This window comes from Gordonia sp. PvP123 (genome assembly GCF_040547295.1).
Taxonomy (GTDB): domain Bacteria; phylum Actinomycetota; class Actinomycetes; order Mycobacteriales; family Mycobacteriaceae; genus Gordonia; species Gordonia terrae.
In genome coordinates this window covers 128705-146372 of record NZ_JBEPPN010000005.1, presented here as the reverse complement: position 1 = coordinate 146372, position 17668 = coordinate 128705, and the positions used below count along the sequence as shown (strand labels likewise).

At 69.0% G+C, this 17668-nt stretch carries 19 protein-coding genes; 14 read left to right on the top strand and 5 right to left on the bottom strand.

From position 1 onward, the window contains the following. The first annotated feature begins 18 nt into the window (after nt 1-18). The 3 genes from ABIC25_RS11000 (at nt 19) to ABIC25_RS10990 (ending at nt 2375) form a co-directional block, all read left to right on the top strand. Entirely contained in the window at nt 19-255 is a 237-nt protein-coding gene (locus tag ABIC25_RS11000) for an NfeD C-terminal domain-containing protein (protein WP_354561411.1), read from the top strand. A 77-nt stretch (nt 256-332) separates the two neighbouring features. After that, nucleotides 333-1475, top strand: a complete 1143-nt coding sequence (locus tag ABIC25_RS10995) for a flotillin family protein (protein WP_239401948.1) — start codon at nt 333-335, stop codon at nt 1473-1475. A gap of 78 nt (nt 1476-1553) precedes the next feature. Beyond that, on the top strand, nt 1554-2375 hold the full coding sequence (locus tag ABIC25_RS10990) for an MBL fold metallo-hydrolase (protein ID WP_239401946.1): 822 nt from the start codon (nt 1554-1556) through the stop codon (nt 2373-2375). A 139-nt stretch (nt 2376-2514) separates the two neighbouring features. Here the strand turns inward: ABIC25_RS10990 and ABIC25_RS10985 are convergent, their stop codons facing one another. Beyond that, nucleotides 2515-3189, bottom strand: a complete 675-nt coding sequence (locus ABIC25_RS10985) for a Crp/Fnr family transcriptional regulator (protein WP_004022089.1) — start codon at nt 3187-3189, stop codon at nt 2515-2517. 181 nt (nt 3190-3370) lie between these two features. After that, nucleotides 3371-3634: a hypothetical protein gene (locus ABIC25_RS10980; protein WP_004022090.1), complete on the bottom strand. Its 264-nt coding sequence runs from the start codon at nt 3632-3634 to the stop codon at nt 3371-3373. A gap of 246 nt (nt 3635-3880) precedes the next feature. Between ABIC25_RS10980 and nth the strand changes: the two genes are divergently transcribed. Genes nth through ABIC25_RS10960 form a run of 4 tightly spaced genes read left to right on the top strand, consistent with a single transcriptional unit; the run spans nt 3881 to nt 7408 of the window. After that, nucleotides 3881-4657 (top strand): endonuclease III, encoded by a 777-nt coding sequence (gene nth, locus ABIC25_RS10975; protein ID WP_239401944.1) that lies wholly within the window; start codon nt 3881-3883, stop codon nt 4655-4657. Beyond that, on the top strand, nt 4654-5385 hold the full coding sequence (locus ABIC25_RS10970; RefSeq protein WP_239401942.1) for a TlpA family protein disulfide reductase: 732 nt from the start codon (nt 4654-4656) through the stop codon (nt 5383-5385). The genes nth and ABIC25_RS10970 overlap by 4 nt, the downstream gene beginning before the upstream one ends. Continuing rightward, on the top strand, nt 5382-6218 hold the full coding sequence (locus tag ABIC25_RS10965) for an NUDIX hydrolase (RefSeq protein ID WP_004022094.1): 837 nt from the start codon (nt 5382-5384) through the stop codon (nt 6216-6218). The genes ABIC25_RS10970 and ABIC25_RS10965 overlap by 4 nt, the downstream gene beginning before the upstream one ends. Next, nucleotides 6215-7408: a MarP family serine protease gene (locus ABIC25_RS10960; RefSeq protein WP_101820999.1), complete on the top strand. Its 1194-nt coding sequence runs from the start codon at nt 6215-6217 to the stop codon at nt 7406-7408. Before ABIC25_RS10965 ends, ABIC25_RS10960 begins: the two co-directional genes overlap by 4 nt. Here ABIC25_RS10960 and ABIC25_RS10955 read toward each other — a convergent pair. The 3 genes from ABIC25_RS10955 to acs form a co-directional block, all read right to left on the bottom strand. After that, nucleotides 7323-8387 (bottom strand): alpha/beta fold hydrolase, encoded by a 1065-nt coding sequence (locus ABIC25_RS10955; RefSeq protein WP_354561410.1) that lies wholly within the window; start codon nt 8385-8387, stop codon nt 7323-7325. The two genes, ABIC25_RS10960 and ABIC25_RS10955, sit on opposite strands and share 86 nt — an antisense overlap. 3 nt (nt 8388-8390) lie before the next feature. Further along, nucleotides 8391-8897 (bottom strand): phage holin family protein, encoded by a 507-nt coding sequence (locus ABIC25_RS10950; RefSeq protein WP_004022097.1) that lies wholly within the window; start codon nt 8895-8897, stop codon nt 8391-8393. A 178-nt stretch (nt 8898-9075) separates the two neighbouring features. Further along, nucleotides 9076-11016, bottom strand: a complete 1941-nt coding sequence (acs, locus tag ABIC25_RS10945) for an acetate--CoA ligase (protein WP_354561408.1) — start codon at nt 11014-11016, stop codon at nt 9076-9078. Nucleotides 11017-11418: 402 nt separating this feature from the next. Between acs and ABIC25_RS10940 the strand changes: the two genes are divergently transcribed. The 7 genes from ABIC25_RS10940 (at nt 11419) to ABIC25_RS10910 (ending at nt 17655) form a co-directional block, all read left to right on the top strand. Further along, nucleotides 11419-12174 carry a hypothetical protein gene (locus ABIC25_RS10940; protein WP_004022099.1) on the top strand — a complete coding sequence of 252 codons (756 nt, stop codon included), beginning with the start codon at nt 11419-11421 and terminating at the stop codon, nt 12172-12174. Between the two features lie 949 nt (nt 12175-13123). Further along, on the top strand, nt 13124-14185 hold the full coding sequence (gene ssd, locus ABIC25_RS10935; RefSeq protein WP_239401938.1) for a septum site-determining protein Ssd: 1062 nt from the start codon (nt 13124-13126) through the stop codon (nt 14183-14185). Further along, entirely contained in the window at nt 14182-15390 is a 1209-nt protein-coding gene (locus ABIC25_RS10930) for a TadA family conjugal transfer-associated ATPase (protein WP_354561406.1), read from the top strand. The genes ssd and ABIC25_RS10930 overlap by 4 nt, the downstream gene beginning before the upstream one ends. Beyond that, a complete protein-coding gene (locus ABIC25_RS10925; RefSeq protein ID WP_354561405.1) occupies nt 15390-16229 on the top strand; it encodes a type II secretion system F family protein in 840 nt (279 codons plus the stop codon). Before ABIC25_RS10930 ends, ABIC25_RS10925 begins: the two co-directional genes overlap by 1 nt. An 11-nt stretch (nt 16230-16240) precedes the next feature. After that, the gene (locus tag ABIC25_RS10920) at nt 16241-16849 is read left to right on the top strand and encodes a type II secretion system F family protein (protein WP_033204595.1); all 609 of its coding nucleotides are present in this window, start codon (nt 16241-16243) and stop codon (nt 16847-16849) included. Nucleotides 16850-16882: 33 nt separating this feature from the next. Further along, nucleotides 16883-17257 (top strand): VOC family protein, encoded by a 375-nt coding sequence (locus tag ABIC25_RS10915; protein WP_004022104.1) that lies wholly within the window; start codon nt 16883-16885, stop codon nt 17255-17257. 146 nt (nt 17258-17403) lie between these two features. Then, nucleotides 17404-17655, top strand: a complete 252-nt coding sequence (locus tag ABIC25_RS10910) for a DUF4244 domain-containing protein (RefSeq protein ID WP_354561404.1) — start codon at nt 17404-17406, stop codon at nt 17653-17655. Nucleotides 17656-17668: the final 13 nt, after the last annotated feature.

Sequence of the window (17668 nt, the reverse complement as noted above, 5' to 3'; positions counted from 1 at the left end):
CACAGGGGAGGCCGTCGGATGACAGCGTCGCATCTCGTCGGGCGTACCGGAACGGTGACGATGTCGATACCGGGCGGTGAGGTTCTCGGGGAGATCGAGTTGCCGTTGGCAGGCGGAACCGAGAGGTTCCTGGCACGCGCCGTCGAACCGATCGGGTTCGACGCGCCCGTACTGGTGATCGCCGAACGGCCCGGCCGAATCGTCGACGTCGAACCGTGGATGCCGGTCCCGGGCACGGCGGACCGAACCATGTGAACAACCGATCGTCGAAACGTCCCGGATGAGGCAGGATCTGACGTCGACACCTACCGCCTGCCTCTCGAGGAGAGACCATGCTCGGCTACTACGTTCCCGAACCCGACGAGGCGATGCTGATCTCCGGCGCCAAATCCGAGGCCGACAACGCGCCGTTCGTCGTGGTGGTGGGGCACGGCAAATGGGTCATGCCCTTCTTCCGGAAGGTCCGTTTCCTGTCGATGGCATTGCACGAGGCGACGATTCGCGAGGTGTGCGTGACGACGCAGGGCATCCAGCTGAACGTGCGGGCGGTCATCGCCCACAAGGTCGGCAACGACGTGGCGTCGATCGTGAATGCCGGACAACGGTTCATCTCCGAGCAGGAGAACGAGATGAACCAGCTGACCGGACAGATCTTCTCGGGCCATCTGCGGTCCATCGTGGGCTCGATGACCGTCGAACAGATCATCCGCGAACGCGACACCCTGGCCCGTCAGGTGCTCGATGCCTCGAAGCGCGAGATGGGATCGATCGGCCTGGTCGTCGACTCGTTCCAGATCCAGTCGATCGACGACATGGACTCCGGTTACATCAATGCGCTTGCCGCTCCCAACATCGCCAAGGTGCAGCGCGAGGCCGCCGTCGAACGGGCTCGCGCAGACCAGGAGTCGGCCAAGGCGCAGCAGGAGTCGCTGCGCAATCAGGCCGATTACGAGCGGGAGACGGCGATCAAGCGGGCCGCGATCAAGGCCGAGACCGACAAGGCCAATGCCGAAGCCGCCCAGGCCGGTCCACTCGCGCAAGCCCGCGTCAACCAGGAGGTCATCCGTGAACAGTCCGTGCTCGCGCAGGCGCAGGCCGAACTCCGTGAGCAGGAACTGATCTCGGAGGTCGTGAAACCGGCCGAGGCCGAGGCGCTGCGCCGCCAGATCATCGCCGAGGCGGAGGCCAAGGCGGTCGAGATCCAGTCGGCGGCCGCCGCGCAGCACAATCGGATCGCCCTCGACCAGCAGCTCATCGAGGCCCTGCCCACGCTCGTCGGCGAGGTCGCCAAGGGGCTCAGCACCGCGAATCTCACCGTGTACAACGGCGCCGAAGGGGTCAACGAGATCATGACCGGTGTGATCACCCAGGGTGCCGCGCTCCTGCGGAGTCTGCAGGATCAGGTGGCGCCGACGTTGGTCGACGGATCCGCCGACGAGCATCACGTGAACGGCACCCAGGTCCGCGAGAACTGATCGGGCCGTTCGGCTCGGCGTGGTCGGATCGTCGGGCTTCGCCCGGCCGTCCGGGCCGAGTCGATAGGCTCGGAGACCATGAGCTCACCGAATGACGCCGCACCGACGCACCCGGCCTACGGGGTGCTTCGCGAAGTGACCCCCTTCGCGTCGGTCTTGCTGTGCGACAACTCCGGGATGATGGAACTCGATGGTACGAACACCTATGTGCTCCGTGCGCCCGGAAGCGACGAGTGCGTGGTCGTCGACCCGGGGCCGCCGAAGTACAAGCACCATGCCCGACGCCTCGCCGAGCTGCCCGGGGTCTCGCTGGTGCTGGTGACCCACCGGCACTTCGATCACACCGGCGGGGTGTCGCGTCTGCACAAGCGCACCGGTGCTCCGGTGCGCGCTCGTCTCGAGAAGTACTGTCGCGGCGGGACACCGCTGCGCGACCGTGAGGTGATCGAGGCCGCGGGCCTGCGGATCACGGTGTTGTCCACGCCCGGGCACACGGGTGACTCCGTCAGCTTCCTCGTCGAACACGAGGGGCAGCGCGCGGTCCTGACCGGCGACACGATCCTCGGGAGTGGCACGACCGTGCTCGATCCCGCCGACGGTGGGCTGCGCGATTACCTGAACTCGCTGAACCGCCTCATCGTCGACGGGGAGGGGGCGGCGCTGCTCCCGGCGCACGGTCCGGACCATCCCGACCTCGGACCCGTCGCGCGGTACTACAAAGCCCATCGCGAGGAGCGGATCGACCAGATCGTCGCCGCCCTCGACACGATGGGGGTCTCGGCCCGGGACGCGAAGCCGATGAAGGTGGTGCGCAAGGTGTACGCCGACGTCGACAAGAAGCTGTGGCCCGCCGCCCGGATGTCGGTGAAAGCACAGCTGGAGTACCTGCGCGAGGCCTGACCACGACGAAGGCCGCCGGCTCGTGGAGCCGGCGGCCTTCTGTTCGTGTCGGTGTGCCTCGCTGTTTGTTCCCTGAGGAGCGAGCGCGGCGCCCTACATCTGCTCCCTGAGGAGCGAGCGTAGCGAGCGTCTCGAAGGGTCAGCGCGCGCGGCGCGCGAGACGCTCGGAGTCGGCGATGAGGACGCTCTTGCCCTCGAGGCGCAGCCATCCGCGCTGGGCGAAGTCGGCGAGCGCCTTGTTGACGGTCTCGCGCGACGCCCCGACGAGCTGGGCGATCTCTTCCTGGGTCAGGTCGTGGGTGACGCGCAGGGCGCCGCCCTCCTGGGTTCCGAAGCGCTGTGCGAGCTGCAGGAGCTGCTTGGCGACGCGACCGGGGACATCGGTGAAGATGAGGTCGGCGAGGTTGTTGTTGGTGCGGCGCAAGCGGCGTGCCAGGACGCGCAGCAGCTGCTCGGCGATCTCCGGGCGGTCCTTGATCCACGCCTTGAGCGCGTCGCGGTCCATCGACACCGCACGCACCTCGGTGACGGTCGTCGCGGACGAGGTACGCGGGCCGGGGTCGAAGATGGAGAGCTCGCCGAACATGTCGGACGGTCCCATGATCGTCAGCAGGTTCTCGCGTCCGTCAGGGGAGCGGCGGCCGACCTTCACCTTGCCGGACATGATGATGTAGAGCCGATCCCCGGGCTCGCCTTCGTGGAAGATCACATGTCCGCGAGGGAAGTCGACGGGCTGAAGCTGCTTGGTCAGCGCCGCGACGGCGGAGGGCTCGACGCCCTGGAATATGCCCGCCCGCGCCAGTACTTCTTCCACCTAGGGAACCTTTCTCGAATCTTTGCTACAGCCCCGCGTCAGATCGCGCCCTTGGATACGCTACCCCGCGCACAAGCATATGTGTTGGATGGGTCACTGAAAGCTCATTGCGCGTGTGTCCCGTCGTCGAGGTGTCGACGTGGCGTCCGGTGCGAGGTGGAGGCGGACTCGCGGTGACCGATCAGCTGGCCCGCTGCGGCGACGCGGCGTGGTCGGCGACGGCCGATTCGTGACGCGTGACGCGTCGGTCGCGGAGCTCGTCGAGTGCGGCCGGCATCCCCTCGCGGGCGAGGGTCTGGACGTTCTGGGCGTCGGCCGAGTCGAGGAAGTCCTCGACCTCGTCGCGGGAGACCGCCGTGCGGTCGATCCGGGACTGGACCTTGTCCATGCCCATGGCGAAGAGCATGAGTACAGCCGGGAACAGCAGCGCCGCGAGACCGTGCATGGGGACCAGTAAACACAATGGACCCGCCGGAATCCCCATCCGGAGTGCCGCCGTCACTGACTTGTTACCTGACCGTAGGTTGTGGGTGAGCTGATCCCCGCGACCGGCCGGAGGACTTCGCGCAGGGCGGAAAACCCGCGTTGAACTGCGCAAACGGTGGGCATTCCGACGTGGTGCCGGCAGGCCGGGGTGTGCTTGGAGCCGCTGGAATCGGGATTGCCGCTGCACATCGCTAACCTGAATCAGGTGAGCGCACGCAAGACCGCTGCCACGGGCCCGGCCCCGGCACGTAAGCAGGAGACCCATCTCGGATTGGTCCGGCGCGCGCGACGGATGAACCGCACCCTGAAGGTCGCCTTCCCGCACGTGTACTGCGAGCTCGACTTCACCGATCCGCTGGAGCTCTCGGTGGCGACGATCCTGTCTGCACAGTGCACCGATGTCCGCGTGAACCAGACCACCCCGGCGTTGTTCGCGAAGTACCGGACGGCCGCGGACTACGCCGGCGCCGACCGCACCGAGCTCGAGGAGATGATCCGCCCGACCGGGTTCTACCGGAACAAGGCGAACTCGATCATGGGACTCGGCCAAGCCCTCGTCGAGCGGTTCGACGGGGCGGTGCCGAACAACCTGAAAGACCTGGTGTCGTTGCCCGGATTCGGGAGGAAGACCGCGAACGTGGTGCTGGGCAATGCCTTCGGGGTTCCCGGGATCACCGTCGACACCCACTTCGGCCGCCTGGTCCGACGCTGGCAGTGGACCGAGGAGACCGATCCGGTGAAGGTCGAGCACGCCATCGGCGAGCTGATCGAACGGCGCGAGTGGACCGACCTGTCACACCGGATCATCTTCCACGGCCGCCGGGTGTGTCATGCGCGCAAACCGGCCTGCGGCGTGTGCATCCTCGCCAAGGACTGCCCGTCGGTGGGGACCGGTCCGATGGACAAGGCCGACGCCGCCGCTCTGGTGAAGGGGCCGGAGACCGAGCATCTCCTCGCGCTGGCCGGGATCGCCGCCCCGTGAACGACACCACGGACACAGACCAGAGCGCAGGGACCGAAGCGGGTCCGTCGTCGCGGGATTCGCGTTTTCCCCCTGTCGCGCGGTGGACCGTCGTCTTCGTGATCGTGATGATCGCCCTGATCGTCGCGATCTGGCCGCGCGGGGAGGATCCGGCGCCGATGACCGGCACGCCGTCGTCGGCGAGTGGACCCCGCCCGATCGACGCCCCGGTCGACGAGGCGCGGGTGGCGGAGGCGCGCCAAGCCGCCGCACTGCCTGAGTGCCCGGTCACGGGTCTGCCGGAGTCACCCGATTCCGTCCTCGAGGGTGTCGTCGAGCCCTGTCTGGGCACCGGCGCGCCGTACGACCTCGGTGCGTCGACTGCGGGCCGCCCGCTGGTGATCAACGTGTGGGCGCAGTGGTGCGGTCCGTGCAAGACCGAGTTGCCCTACTTCGAAGAGTTCGCCGCGCGCGCCGGGGACCGGGTCACCGTGCTGGCCTTGCACGCCAAGGAGGGCGGTAGCAATCCGTTCTTCCCGCTGACGCTGCTCACCGAGATCGGAGTCCGTTTGCCGTCCGTGCTCGACCTCGACGGGAAGGTCGCCGCGGCCATCGGCGCGCCGCGGGTGTTCCCGTCGACCGTCTTCCTCAGGCCCGACGGCACGGTGGCCGAGGTCTATCCCGGTGTCTTCGACAGCCCGGAGGAGATCGCCGACTCGGTGGCCGAGCACCTGGGCGTGCGGATATGAGCGGGCGGCCGCGCGCGGACGCGGGTCCGCTGGTCCCGCGTGCGGAGATCCCACCCTGGCTACGAGCTCTCACCGAGGATGTCACCGCTGTCACCAGGAGTGTCGACAATCGTGGCGGCGACCGGTCGCGGTGGGCGTCGATGCTGCCGACGAAGTCGCGGTCGGCGGCGGTCCTGATCCTGTTCTCCGGGTCGTGGGAGTCGGCCGACGACCATCCCGGCGGTGTGCCCGCCGACGCCGAGGTCCTGCTGACCGAGCGTGCGCCGACGCTGCGCCAACACAGCGGGCAGGTCGCGTTCCCCGGCGGTGCGGCCGATCCGGGCGACGACTTCCCGGTGGGCACCGCGTTGCGTGAGGCCGCCGAGGAGACCGGCCTCGATGCCTCCGGGGTCAGCATCCTCGCGACCCTCCCCAGCTTTCCGGTCGGGGTCTCGGGGTTCGACGTCGTCCCGGTGATCGGCTATTGGCACCGTCCGAGCGAAGTGCGCGTCGTCGACGAGGGCGAGACCGCGCGGGTGGACCGCATCAACCTGCGCGAGTTGCTCGACCCGGACAACCGATTCCAGGTCCGTCGCAAGGCGGTCGGCATCGTCTACAAGGGTCCGGCCTTCTTCGTCGACCGGCTGCTCGTGTGGGGCTTCACCGGTGGGCTCGTCGCCGCCATCAGCGAGGTGTCCGGCTGGGACCGCCCCTGGGACAAGAACGACGTGCGTTCGCTGGAGAAGATGATCGAACTCGCCGGCAGCCGTCAGGAATCCGGTTTCGCCGAACTCCACCCGGACGACCGCGACGTCGTCGATGCCCGCAACGCCGAGTCGGGTGGTCCCCGGTGACCGGCTCGACCTGGGTCGACATCATCGTGATCGGCATCGCCCTGCTCGCCGCGGCCAGCGGGTACCGATCGGGTGCGGTCGCATCCGCCCTGGCGTTCATCGGTGTCGCGCTCGGCGCCGTGGCCGGTCTGCTGCTCGCGCCGCGCCTGATCGAACAGTTCGACGACCTGCAGGTGCGGGTGCTCGCCGGAATCCTGGTGCTCGTCGTACTCGTCGTCGTCGGCGAGGTCGCGGGCATGGTTCTGGGCCGCGCGGCTCGCGGTGGTATCCGGTCGCCCGGGCTGCGTGCCGTCGACAGTGGTGTCGGCTCGCTCCTGCAGGTGGTCGCCGTGCTGCTGGCCGCAGGCCTGCTGGCCATCCCGTTGCGGGAGTCGGCGGACCCGGCGATCGCGGGGGCGGTGCGTGACTCCAAGGTGCTGACCGGCGTCGACGCGGTGTCGCCGCAGTGGGTCGACGACCTGCCCGACGACTTCAAGGCGCTTCTGGACAGTTCGGGGCTCCCGAAGCTCCCGTTCGTCAGCACCCCGTCGACGAATGTCGACCCGCCGGACCAGGCGCTGGCCGAACTGCCGGTGGTGACGCAGGCACGTCCCAGCGTCGTGAAGATCGAGGGCGTTGCGCCGAGCTGCCGGCAGGCGCTCGAGGGGAGTGGGTTCGTCGTGTCGCCCGAGCGGGTCATGACCAACGCGCACGTGGTCGCGGGTACCGAGCGGCTCGAGGTGCAGACCTCGACCGGGGCGCAGCTCCCGGCGCGCGTGGTGCTCTTCGACAGCGAGAACGACATCGCGGTGCTCGACGTCCCGGGTCTGCGTGCGCCTGCCCTGCGGTTCGCCTCACGGCCCGCGTCGACCGGGGACGACGCGATCGCGCTCGGTTTCCCCGAGGCCGGACCCTTCTACGTGAGTCCGCTGCGGGTTCGCGCGGTGTTCGCCCACACCGGCGACGACATCTACCGCACCGGGCAGGTGACCCGTGAGGTCTATGCCGTGCGTGGTCTGATCCGGCAGGGCAATTCGGGTGGGCCGCTGCTCAACTCGGACGGCGAGGTGCTCGGCGTGGTGTTCGGGGCGGCCGAGAACGCGGCCGACGAGACCGGTTTCGTGCTCACCGCCCGTCAGGTCCGCTCCGACTTCGACGAATCCGAGCGGCGAAGCGAGCGGGTGAGTACACAGCGCTGCGTCCTCGCCTGACCTTCCGCGCTGATCGGCGCGTGCCGTCCGCGGTGGGTTCGGGCTCGTGGCGCAGGAACTCGATGATGTGCCCGGTCACCGCGGCCGGTTGTTCCTGGTGGACGAAGTGACCGCTGCCCTCGACCTGCCGGTACAGCTGGTGTGCAGCCCACCGGTGGCTGTCGGCCATCGCGTCGTCGAGGATGTACGGGTCGTCGCGGCCGCGGAGGGCGAGCACCGGCAGGTGCAATCGCTGATCCATGAGTTCCATGAAGCGGGCGCCGTCGGGCCGGAATTGCGAACGGAACGCCCAGCGCCGGTACTCCAGGCTGCAGTGCGCGACGTTGGGGATCAGCATGGCCGAACGATTGAGCTCGACGGTGTGACCGTAGTCGGGCTCGGCCCGCCAGGGAGCCGACGACCGTTCCGCGAAGTAGTCGGAGACGAAGGCGGCGTCGTCGCGGGTGACCTGACGTTCGCCGAGACGCGGGATCTGGTTGCGCAGGAACAGCGGCAGGAATCGGGCCCGCTGGGCCTTGTCGCGCAGTACCCGTCGGCGCAGGGCGCGCGGATGGGGGGACGCGATGACGACGATCCGGTCGACGACCCGTGGGTGGAGGGTCGCGGTCGCCCAACAGACCAGTCCGCCGTCGGAATGCCCGATGAGGGTGGCGCGCGAGTGCCCGAGTGCGCGGACGAGGCCGTTGGTGTCGCCGGCCAGGGTCCAGCCGTCGTAGCCGCGCGGCGGCTTGTCGGTGTCGCCGTAGCCGCGCAGGTCGACGGCGACGGCGCGGAATCCGGCGTCGGTGAGTGCGGTCAGTTGATGCCGCCAACTCCACCAGAACTCGCCGAAGCCGTGCAGCAACAACACCAGTGGACGGTCGCCTGCCGGGACGCCCGCGGGCTGGACGGCGTGGAACCGGACTCCGTTGGCGCGGACGTCGAAGTGCTCCCAGTCGCCCGGGAGACGAACGCTCGAGGGGTCGGGCTCCTCGCTCACGGATCAGCCTTCGCGGGCGGGCGGGATTCTCGGGTGGGTGGTCTCGTGTGTCGCATGACGGTTCGGCAGGACGGTCGGCAGTTCGTTGACCGACTCGATCGTCTTCTTGGGGCCGCGCACGCGTTTGAAGAACAGATACCCGACGAACGCGGCGACCACGGTCACCAGGACCAGGATGAGGAACACGATCAGGAAGGCCAGCCAGCGCCAGACCCATTCGTCGAGCAACTCGGCCAGGAAGAAAAAGAAGAAGAAGCTGGAGTACAACGCCATCACGCCGGCGACGATCAGCAGCCCGGTGCCGGTGCCGGCTTTCTTTGCCTCGGTGACGAGCTCTGCCTTGGCGAGCGCGACCTCGGATCGGAACAGGGTGGAGACACTGGTGGTCGCGTCCTTGACCAGGCTTCCGATTGTCGGCTCGCCGTTGTGGCCGGCGTTCGCGTCGGAGAGCGGGATCGACGGGACGGAGTCCCGGCCCGCGTCGGGCAGGCCGTGCTCGTTGGGGCTCACAGAATCCTCCGTTGTTCGGCAGATGCGCCTTATGTTGCCATGCGAGTGCCGCTGAGGTGGCGGCCCACCCTCGGGTGCGTCGGTGAGTTCCCCGGACGTGCGATGCGCCACCGGCGGGAGTCCGCCGGCGGCGCATCGACACAGTAGTGCTCGCGGGGGAGCGGTCGTCCGGGCCCGATCAGGCCTTCTTCGCGCGGATTGCCTCGAACACCGACGGGTCGACGAGCGTCGAGGTGTCGCCCAGTTCGCGTCCTTCGGCGACGTCCTTGAGCAGGCGACGCATGATCTTGCCCGACCGTGTCTTGGGCAGTTCGGGCACGACGTTGATCTCGCGGGGTTTGGCGATCGGCGAGATCTCCACCGACACCTGCTGGCGCAGTTCGGCGATCAGCTGATCACCGGTGTTCTCCACGCCCTCGCGCAGGATGACGAAGGCGACGATGCCCTGGCCGGTGGTCTCGTCGGCGGCGCCGATGACCGCGGCTTCGGCGACACCGGAGTGGCCGACGAGGGCGGACTCGACCTCGGCGGTCGAGATGCGGTGGCCGGAGACGTTCATGACGTCGTCGACACGTCCGAGGACCCAGAGGGCGTGGTCCTCGTCGTAGCGGGCGCCGTCACCGGCGAAGTACCAGCCCTGCTCGGCGAAGCGCGACCAGTAGGTTTCGCGGAATCGCTCGTCGTCGCCCCAGATGCCGCGCAGCATCGACGGCCACGGCTGGTCGAGCACGAGGTAGCCCTGCTCGCCCGCACCGACGGGGTTGCCCTGGTCGTCGACGATGTTGGCGCTGATGCCGGGCAGGGGCTTCATCGCCGATCCCGGCTTGGTCGCGGTGACGCCGGGCAGCGGCGAGATCATGATGGCGCCGGTCTCGGTCTGCCACCAGGTGTCGACGATGGGCGCGGAGTTTCCGCCGATGACTTCGCGGTACCACTTCCAGGCCTCGGGGTTGATCGGTTCGCCGACGCTGCCGAGCAGCCGGATGGTGGACAGGTCGTGGGCGTCGGGGATCTCGCGGCCCCACTTCATGAAGGTGCGGATCAGCGTCGGCGCGATGTAGTAGATGGTGACGCCGTACTTCTCGATGATCTCGAAGTGGCGGTGCTCGTTGGGGGAGTTGGGGGTTCCCTCGTAGACGACTTCGGTCGCGCCGTTGGAGAGCGGGCCGTACACGAGGTAGGAGTGGCCGGTCACCCAGCCGATGTCGGCACCGCACCAGAAGACGTCGCGGCCTTCCTTGTGGTCGAACACGTAGTGGAACGAGTAGCTGACCTGGGTGAGGTAGCCGCCCGAGGAGTGGACGATCCCCTTGGGCTTGCCGGTGGTCCCCGAGGTGTAGAGCAGGAACAGCGGGTGCTCGGCGTCGAACGCCTCGGCCTCGTGGGTGTCGGACTGCTCGTCGACGGTGTCTTCCCACCACACGTCGCGGCCTTCGACCCAGTTCAGGTCGGGGTCGTGGTTGGTCCGACGCACGACCAGGACCTTCTCGACCGACTTCGCGGCGTCCTCGCCGGTGCCGAGCGCTTCGTCGACCTGCGTCTTCAGCGGCGCCGGCTGGCCGCGGCGGTACTGGCCGTCGGTGGTGATCACGAGCTTGGCCTCGGCGTCGTCGACGCGTGAGCGCAGCGCGCCCGAGGAGAAGCCGGCGAAGACCACCGAATGGGTCAGTCCGAGGCGGGCGCAGGCGAGCATCGAGATCAGGGCCTCGGGCACCATCGGCATGTAGATGGCGACGCGGTCGCCGGCGACCAGTCCGATGGCGGCGAAGTAGTTGGCCGCCTTGCTGACCTCGGCGAGCAACTGGCTGTAGGTGAGATCGCGGGTGTCGCCGGGTTCGCCGACCCAGTGGATGGCGACCCGGTCGCCCTTTCCTGCGGCGACGTGGCGGTCCACGCAGTTGACGGCCACGTTCAGCTTGCCGCCGACGAACCACTTGGCGAAGGGTGCGTCGGACCAGTCGAGGGTGGTGGTGAAATCGGTGGCCCACTCCAGCCGCCGGGCCTGCTCGGCCCAGAACTCGAGGCGATCGGCATCGGCATGGTCGTACATCTCGGCGGTGCCGTTGGCCTGGGCGGCGAACTCGTCGGAGGGTGGGAATGCCTGGACGGTGGAGGACATCGGTGACAAGGGCCTTTCGCTGTCGACGGCGGTCACTCAACAGTAAGGTGACCCGACGTCAGTACGGGGAAACAGTGTGAGCGTAGTCACGTAGGAGTCGAGCCAGGAACCGCCCCGTATGCGAACGCGACCGATACGCGATGAACGGCAGGTGAGCGACGACGAACGGTCGTACGCCCATCCGGGGTGCCTTACGACGACCCACGCCGACGTTTCACTCAGAGTTCTGACATATCCCGCAAACAATTGACTACACGGATTTCCTGAAACGACGACTAACAATGGATCGTCGGAGTTTCCAATTCGCCGAAAGGTGTAACTCTCGATGCGGGGGGTGGCCATCCGATCGTCCAACCCGGGGCGTCCTGGCCGGGGTGTCGACGACGCAACTATCGTCGGTTCGTGACCACCGACCCGCTGCTGCCCCTGCTGGAACTCCCCGGCGTCGCCGACGCTGCCGACCGCGCGCGCGATGCTCTGTCTGCGGTCCACCGGCACCCCGCCAACCTGCGAGGATGGGACAAGACCGCCACCGAGGCCTCGTGGCGCGCGGGTCGGTCCTCGGCCGCGATCGACGGTGGAAGCGTCGAACTCCGGCGCGACGGCGACTTCGACGATCCGATCCTGGCGGGCGCGATGCGGGTGTCGCAGGCGCTCGACGGCGACTCCCTCGTCACGCTGACCGCCGTGATCCGGCGGGCGCCTGCGCAGGCTCTGGCGCGGCTGCACACCCTGGCCGCGGCGGACCTCGTCGGTGACCCCGAGGAGCTGGGACGGCCACGAAGTGGGACGGATGCGGGTGAACGTCTCAACCTGTTGGGGCAGTTGACAACCGGTGCTACGTCGGTCCCGGCGCCGGTGCTCGTCGCGGTGGTCCACGGCGAGCTGCTCGCCGTGGATGCCTTCCCGACCGCCAACGGCGTCGTCGCCCGAGCCGCGTCCCGCCTCGTCAGTGCTGCGACCGGTCTGGACCCGCACTGTCTCGGGGTGCCGGAGGTGACCTGGTTCAAACGGGTCGGCGAGTACCGCACCTTGGCGGCGAACTTCGGGGCGGGTACCGAATCGGGCCTGCGGGACTGGATCGTCTTCTGCTGCGAGGCCCTGGAAGCCGGTGCGGCGGAGGCGAAATCGATCGCCGACGCGGCGCGGGCGGGCTAGCGTCCCGGGGTCGGCCCCGGACAGCACTGCGGGCGGCCGCCGGCGTCGTAAACGACGCGGTTGCCGCCCGCGTAGCACGGACCCAAGTTACCAAGCGTGCTTGGTGGGCTGTGGTTACCGCCTCGGCGATTGACCACGAGTCGGGATTGCGGACCGTCCACGTGCTGCCAGCTGTGGGCCATTCCTCCCGGGCCTGGCGCCTCATGAGAGGAAGGCGGTGGCGCATCGAGTGGTGGCGGTCGGTCGTCCTGACTGTGATGTCGCAGGCGCACAACACTTTTGCCATATGCGGCGTGCTCCGCGTGGGTGCTTGCCGCCCGTGCTGGGAAGTGCTCGGCGTGGGGGTCCGTTCCTTCTCTTCCGGATCGAACTTGGCCTTCCGAGTTTCCGTAACCACTGTTCTACACCGTGATGCCGATCACATCAAGCGTTCGGCGCCGGAATGTTGGACCAGTTGCCGAATTCAGTGAGATCGCTTGGGGCGCAGGCGAACCGAACGACCCGTCGAGGTCTCGGGGCCCGAGGCGGAATGTGGCGAGCCTGCTGGGCGCGCTGAGTAGACGTTGCAATGACGTTGCGAAGATTCGCGCGTCCCTAAAAGGCGTTTCCTCGATAGCGGCCAGGAAGCGCATGCATTTCGCAGAACTTGTTACCGAGGAGTAGAACGGACATTCGCGAATGCGATTGTTGTGCTTGCAAAGAATCCGAAACCGTGTGTATAGTCATCGGTACCCGGTTCTCATACCGGTACGTTTCAGCCCGACCCCCCGGGGCTGAAACGTGACGACCCCGGCCTCCTCCCCCCCTGGCCGGGGTTGTCCTCTGTCTGGGGTCTTTTCTACCGCGGAACTTCGGCGGTCGCGCCCGGTTGTCCACAGGCCCGGACTCCATCCCCAGGCGGCGGTGTTCCGGCCGGTCGGCGTCCTCCGCCTGCCGCATGATCGTCCGCATGCCCGACGAACTGCTGGTTCTCGTAGACCCTGACCTCCGCGACGACGTCGCGCGCTGCGCCGCCGCGGCCGGTTACCTCGTGCACGTCGGGTCTGCCGACGACTGCCGACGCGAGTGGCTGACGGCCCGGGCCGTGGTCGCGGACCCGCCTGCGGTCGCGGTCCTGTCCCGCATACGCCCGCCCCGTCGCCCTGGACTCGTGCTGGTCAGTGCTGCCGAGCCGGGGGCACACACCTGGCGGATGGCGATGGACCTGGGTGCCGAGGACGCGTCGACCCTGCCGGCCGAGGAGGGGCGCCTGGTCCGCGTGCTGACCGAGTGTCGGGTACCTCGACGCCGCCCGGCCGGCGTCGTCGCGGTCATCGGTGCACACGGCGGCGCCGGCGCATCGACGCTGGCTGCCGCGGTGGCGCTGACGTCGGCCGACGCCGGCTCGCCCACGCTTCTCCTCGACCTCGACGACATGGGCGCAGGTGCCGACCTTCTGCTCGGCATCGAGCGCCGCCCAGGGCTGCGTTGGCAGGATCTCGCGCTCGACGGTGGGGTCGTCGGCGGTACGGCCCTCCACCAGGCGCTGCCGAGTGCGCGTGACGGTCTCGCGGTGCTGACCTCCCAGCGACTGCCCGCCGCCGGGTTGAGCGTGGAGGCCGTCACCGCGGTCATCGATGCGGGACAGACGCACGGCGATCTTGTCGTGGTCGACCTGCCGCGCTCCGACAACCCCGTGGTGCGCGCCGCAATCGCATCCACCGACGTCGTGGTGGTGGTGACCACTCCCACCGTCGGCGGATGCGCCGCCGCTCGACGCATCGTCGACCGTGTCGTCGGCGACGAGGTGGCCGTCGAGCTCGTCGTGCGGGGACCCTCGCCCGGCGGGCTACGGCCACAGCAGGTCGCCGACGCGATCGGACTCCCACTGCTCGCCGCCTTTCGCCCGGACCCGCGTCTGGCCGTGCGGCTGGAAGGTGGCCCGTTGCGACTGCGACCTCGCAGCCCACTCGGCCGCGCGGCCGCGACGGTGCACTCGCGGGTCGCCGAGCGACGGCGGCTCGCATCATGACGCGGGCACGAACGGACGGGCAGGCCGACGAAGCGCTGTTGGACCGGGTGCGCTCGCGTCTGGCCGCCGACGCGGCCGACCCGAGTCCGGCCGTCATCGCCGACGCGATCCGGGCAGAGGCCGGGGGAGTGCTCGGCGACACCGACCTGCTCGCCGCGCTCCGATTCCTGCAGACCGAACTGACCGGGGCGGGCAAGCTCGAGCAACTCCTCGCCGAACCCGACATCGCCGACATCCTGGTGGCGGGTCCGGACGAGGTGTGGGTGGATCGGGGTTCCGGGCTCGAGTCGACGCCGATCCGATTTCCGGACGAGGGGTCGGTGCGTCGACTGGCGGGCCGGCTCGCACTCGGGGCCGGACGACGCCTCGACGACGCCCAGCCCTGGGTCGACGGGCAGTTGTCGAACGTCGGACGCCGCGGGTACACCGTGCGGCTCCACGCGATCATTCCGCCACTCGCTGCGGACGGAACGTGCATCTCACTGCGGGTTCTGCGTTCGGCGTCCAAGGACCTGCCGAGCCTGATCGACAACGGCGCGATCCCGTCCGAGGTGGTGCCGGTCATCGCCGACATCCTGCGTCACCGGCTCGCCTTCCTGGTGATCGGCGGCACCGGCTCGGGGAAGACGACCCTGCTGAACGCGCTGATCGGCGCCATGGATCCGCGCGAGCGGGTGGTGTGTGTGGAGGACGCCCTCGAGCTCGCCCCGCGCCACCCGCAGGTGGTGCGGCTGGTCGCGCGGGCATCGAATGTCGAGGGTGTGGGTGAGGTCCCGGTGCGGACGCTCGTCCGGCAGGCGCTTCGGATGAGACCCGACCGGATCATCGTCGGCGAAGTTCGAGGCAGTGAGGTCATCGACCTGCTCACGGCGCTGAACACCGGTCACGACGGGAGTGCCGGTACGGTGCACGCGAACTCGACCTCGGAGGTGCCGGCGCGGATGGAAGCACTTGCCGCGCTGGGAGGTATGGGACGTGATGCCCTCCACAGTCAGCTGGGTGCCGCGTTGCAGGTGGTCCTCGGGGTGGCACGGAATGCGGGTGGAACACGGGGTCTCGTCGAGATCGGGATCGTCCGACGGGACGACTCCGGGCGGGTGATGATCGTGCCGATCTGGTTGCGCCACAACGGTTTCACCGCGGATCGTCGGCAGTTCGACGCGCTGGTCGCCGGCCGGGGGACGGCTACGGGGGAGTGCCGGTGATGTCGACTCCGGTCGCCGTCGCGCTGGTGTCGGCCGCTGCGGGTGTCGCGGTACTGATGACTTCTCCGCCACGGGTGACGTACCGAATCCTGGCTGTCTGCGGAGGCGAGGACCCCAGCCGGTCATCCATCCCGGTCGTGCTGGCTCCGATGGCGGCGCCCTTCGGTGTCTCCCTGATGGGCGGGTTGCCCGCCGCCATCGCGGCCGCGATCATCGTGACGGTCGTGCTCTGGGTGCGCCGCCGCCGACTGGCCGAGAAATCGCGCGATCGTCGGTCGGACGACCTGCTCCTCGCGCTGTCGCTGATGATCGCCGAACTGTCGGTCGGCGCGCCACCGGTGCGGGCCTGCGAGGTCGCGGTCGCCGAACTCCGCCGTCGTGATCCCGGTGACGGGGGTTCCGGATCAGCGATCGCCGACGGCCTCGAGGCGATGGCCTGCCGTGCCGCCCTGGGTGGTTCGGTGCTCGATTCGACGTCCGGGGACGACGCCTCGGCGGGTGGCGAGTCGTGGCGTCGTATCGGTGTGGCGTGGCAGATCGCCGACGACCGCGGTCTGCCGATGGGCGACCTCCTCGGCGCGGTGCGCTCGGACCTGCAGGCACGGCGGGGTTTCGCGGATCGAACACGGGCCGGACTGTCGGGGCCACGCGCGACGGCAGCGGTTCTGGCCGGTCTGCCGCTGCTCGGGATCGCGCTGGGGCAGGCGACGGGTGCGGGACCGATCCAGGTCCTCCTCGGTGGCGGTCTGGGCGGCGTTCTGCTGGTGGTCGGGTGTGGCCTGGTGGCCGCAGGGATCGGCTGGTCGGAGCGCATCACCGGGAAGGTGCTGGCGCGGTGATGCCCGGCGGGATGGCGGGCGCCGCCTGGTCCGCGGCACTGTTGGCCGTGGCGTTGTGGCTCTGGCCGGCGCCGCGGTGGTTGCTGTGCCGGGTGACCGGGCCGCCCCCACCCCCGGATCGCACGCCACGGTGGCTGGGTGCCGGACCTGCTCCCGACGACCCGTTCGCAGTCGCGTCGGCGTTCGATCTCTTCGCCGTGTGCCTACGTGCCGGACTCCCGGTGGGGACCGCGGCGTCGGTGGTCGCCGAGCGCGCACCGGCGTCGATGGCCGGGCCCCTCGCTCACGTCGCCGACCTGCTGCAGCTCGGCGCCGATCCGGACGCGGCGTGGTCGGCGTTGATCGACGGGTCGAACGGCGCGGCCTCCGACGACCATCTCGACGCGCTCGCCGCGATGGCTCGTCGCTCGGCGCGGGCCGGCTCGTCGCTCGCGGGCGGGCTCGCCGAACTCGCCGAGGACGTGCGGCGCCGGGCCCACGACGACGCCCTTGCCGCCGCCGAGCGGGCCGGGGTCGCCATCAGCGGCCCGCTCGGATTGTGCTTCCTACCCGCATTCATCTGCCTCGGTATCGTTCCGGTCGTCGTCGGCCTCGCCTCGACGGTTCTGGGTTCGGTCTGACGCGCTGTCGGTGCGAGGACGCACAATGGACCCATGACCGACTCAGGTTCTCGACACCACGCGATCGACTACATCGAACTCACCGTCACCGACTCCGCCGCGGCGCAGGCGTTCTATTCGTCGGCGTTCGGCTGGCAGTTCAACGACTACGGGCCCGCGTACGCGGGGATCGTGAACCCGGGCGGTCCCGACCTGCCCGAGGTCGGTGGCCTCGCGACGAGCGAGACGGCTGCGGTGCGCGGTGGCCCGCTCGTGCTGCTCTACTCCGACGACCTGGACGCCACGGCGGAACAGGTTCGCGCCGCCGGTGGCGAGATCGTCAACGGACCCTACGCTTTTCCCGGCGGCCGACGGTTCCATTTCACGGATCCGAGCGGCAACGAACTCGGGGTGTGGTCGACCTCGTAGGCAGCCTCGTCCGGGTCCGGCCAGGGCTCGGCATGGTCTCGAAATCCGAGGGATCCGAATCGGCGCCCGGCGCGTCCAAGTACCTGCAACACCGCAAGTGCTCGGACCAGATCGGCCCGCGGTTCCATCGACTCTCAGGAGAGATCATGTCACGCACCATTTTCCGGACTCACGACACTCCCGCCGCGCACGACCCCGGCACCGTGACCGAACGTCTCGGCGCGCACCTGACCCTCCTCATGACCGACGAGGAAGGGATGTCGACCGCGGAGTACGCAATCGGGACCATTGCCGCGGCCGCGTTCGGTGCGATCCTCTACACGGTCGTCACCGGTGACAACATCGTGAGCGCGTTGACCGGCATCATCGGGAAGGCGCTCAACACCTCGGTCGGCTGATGATCGGGTCACA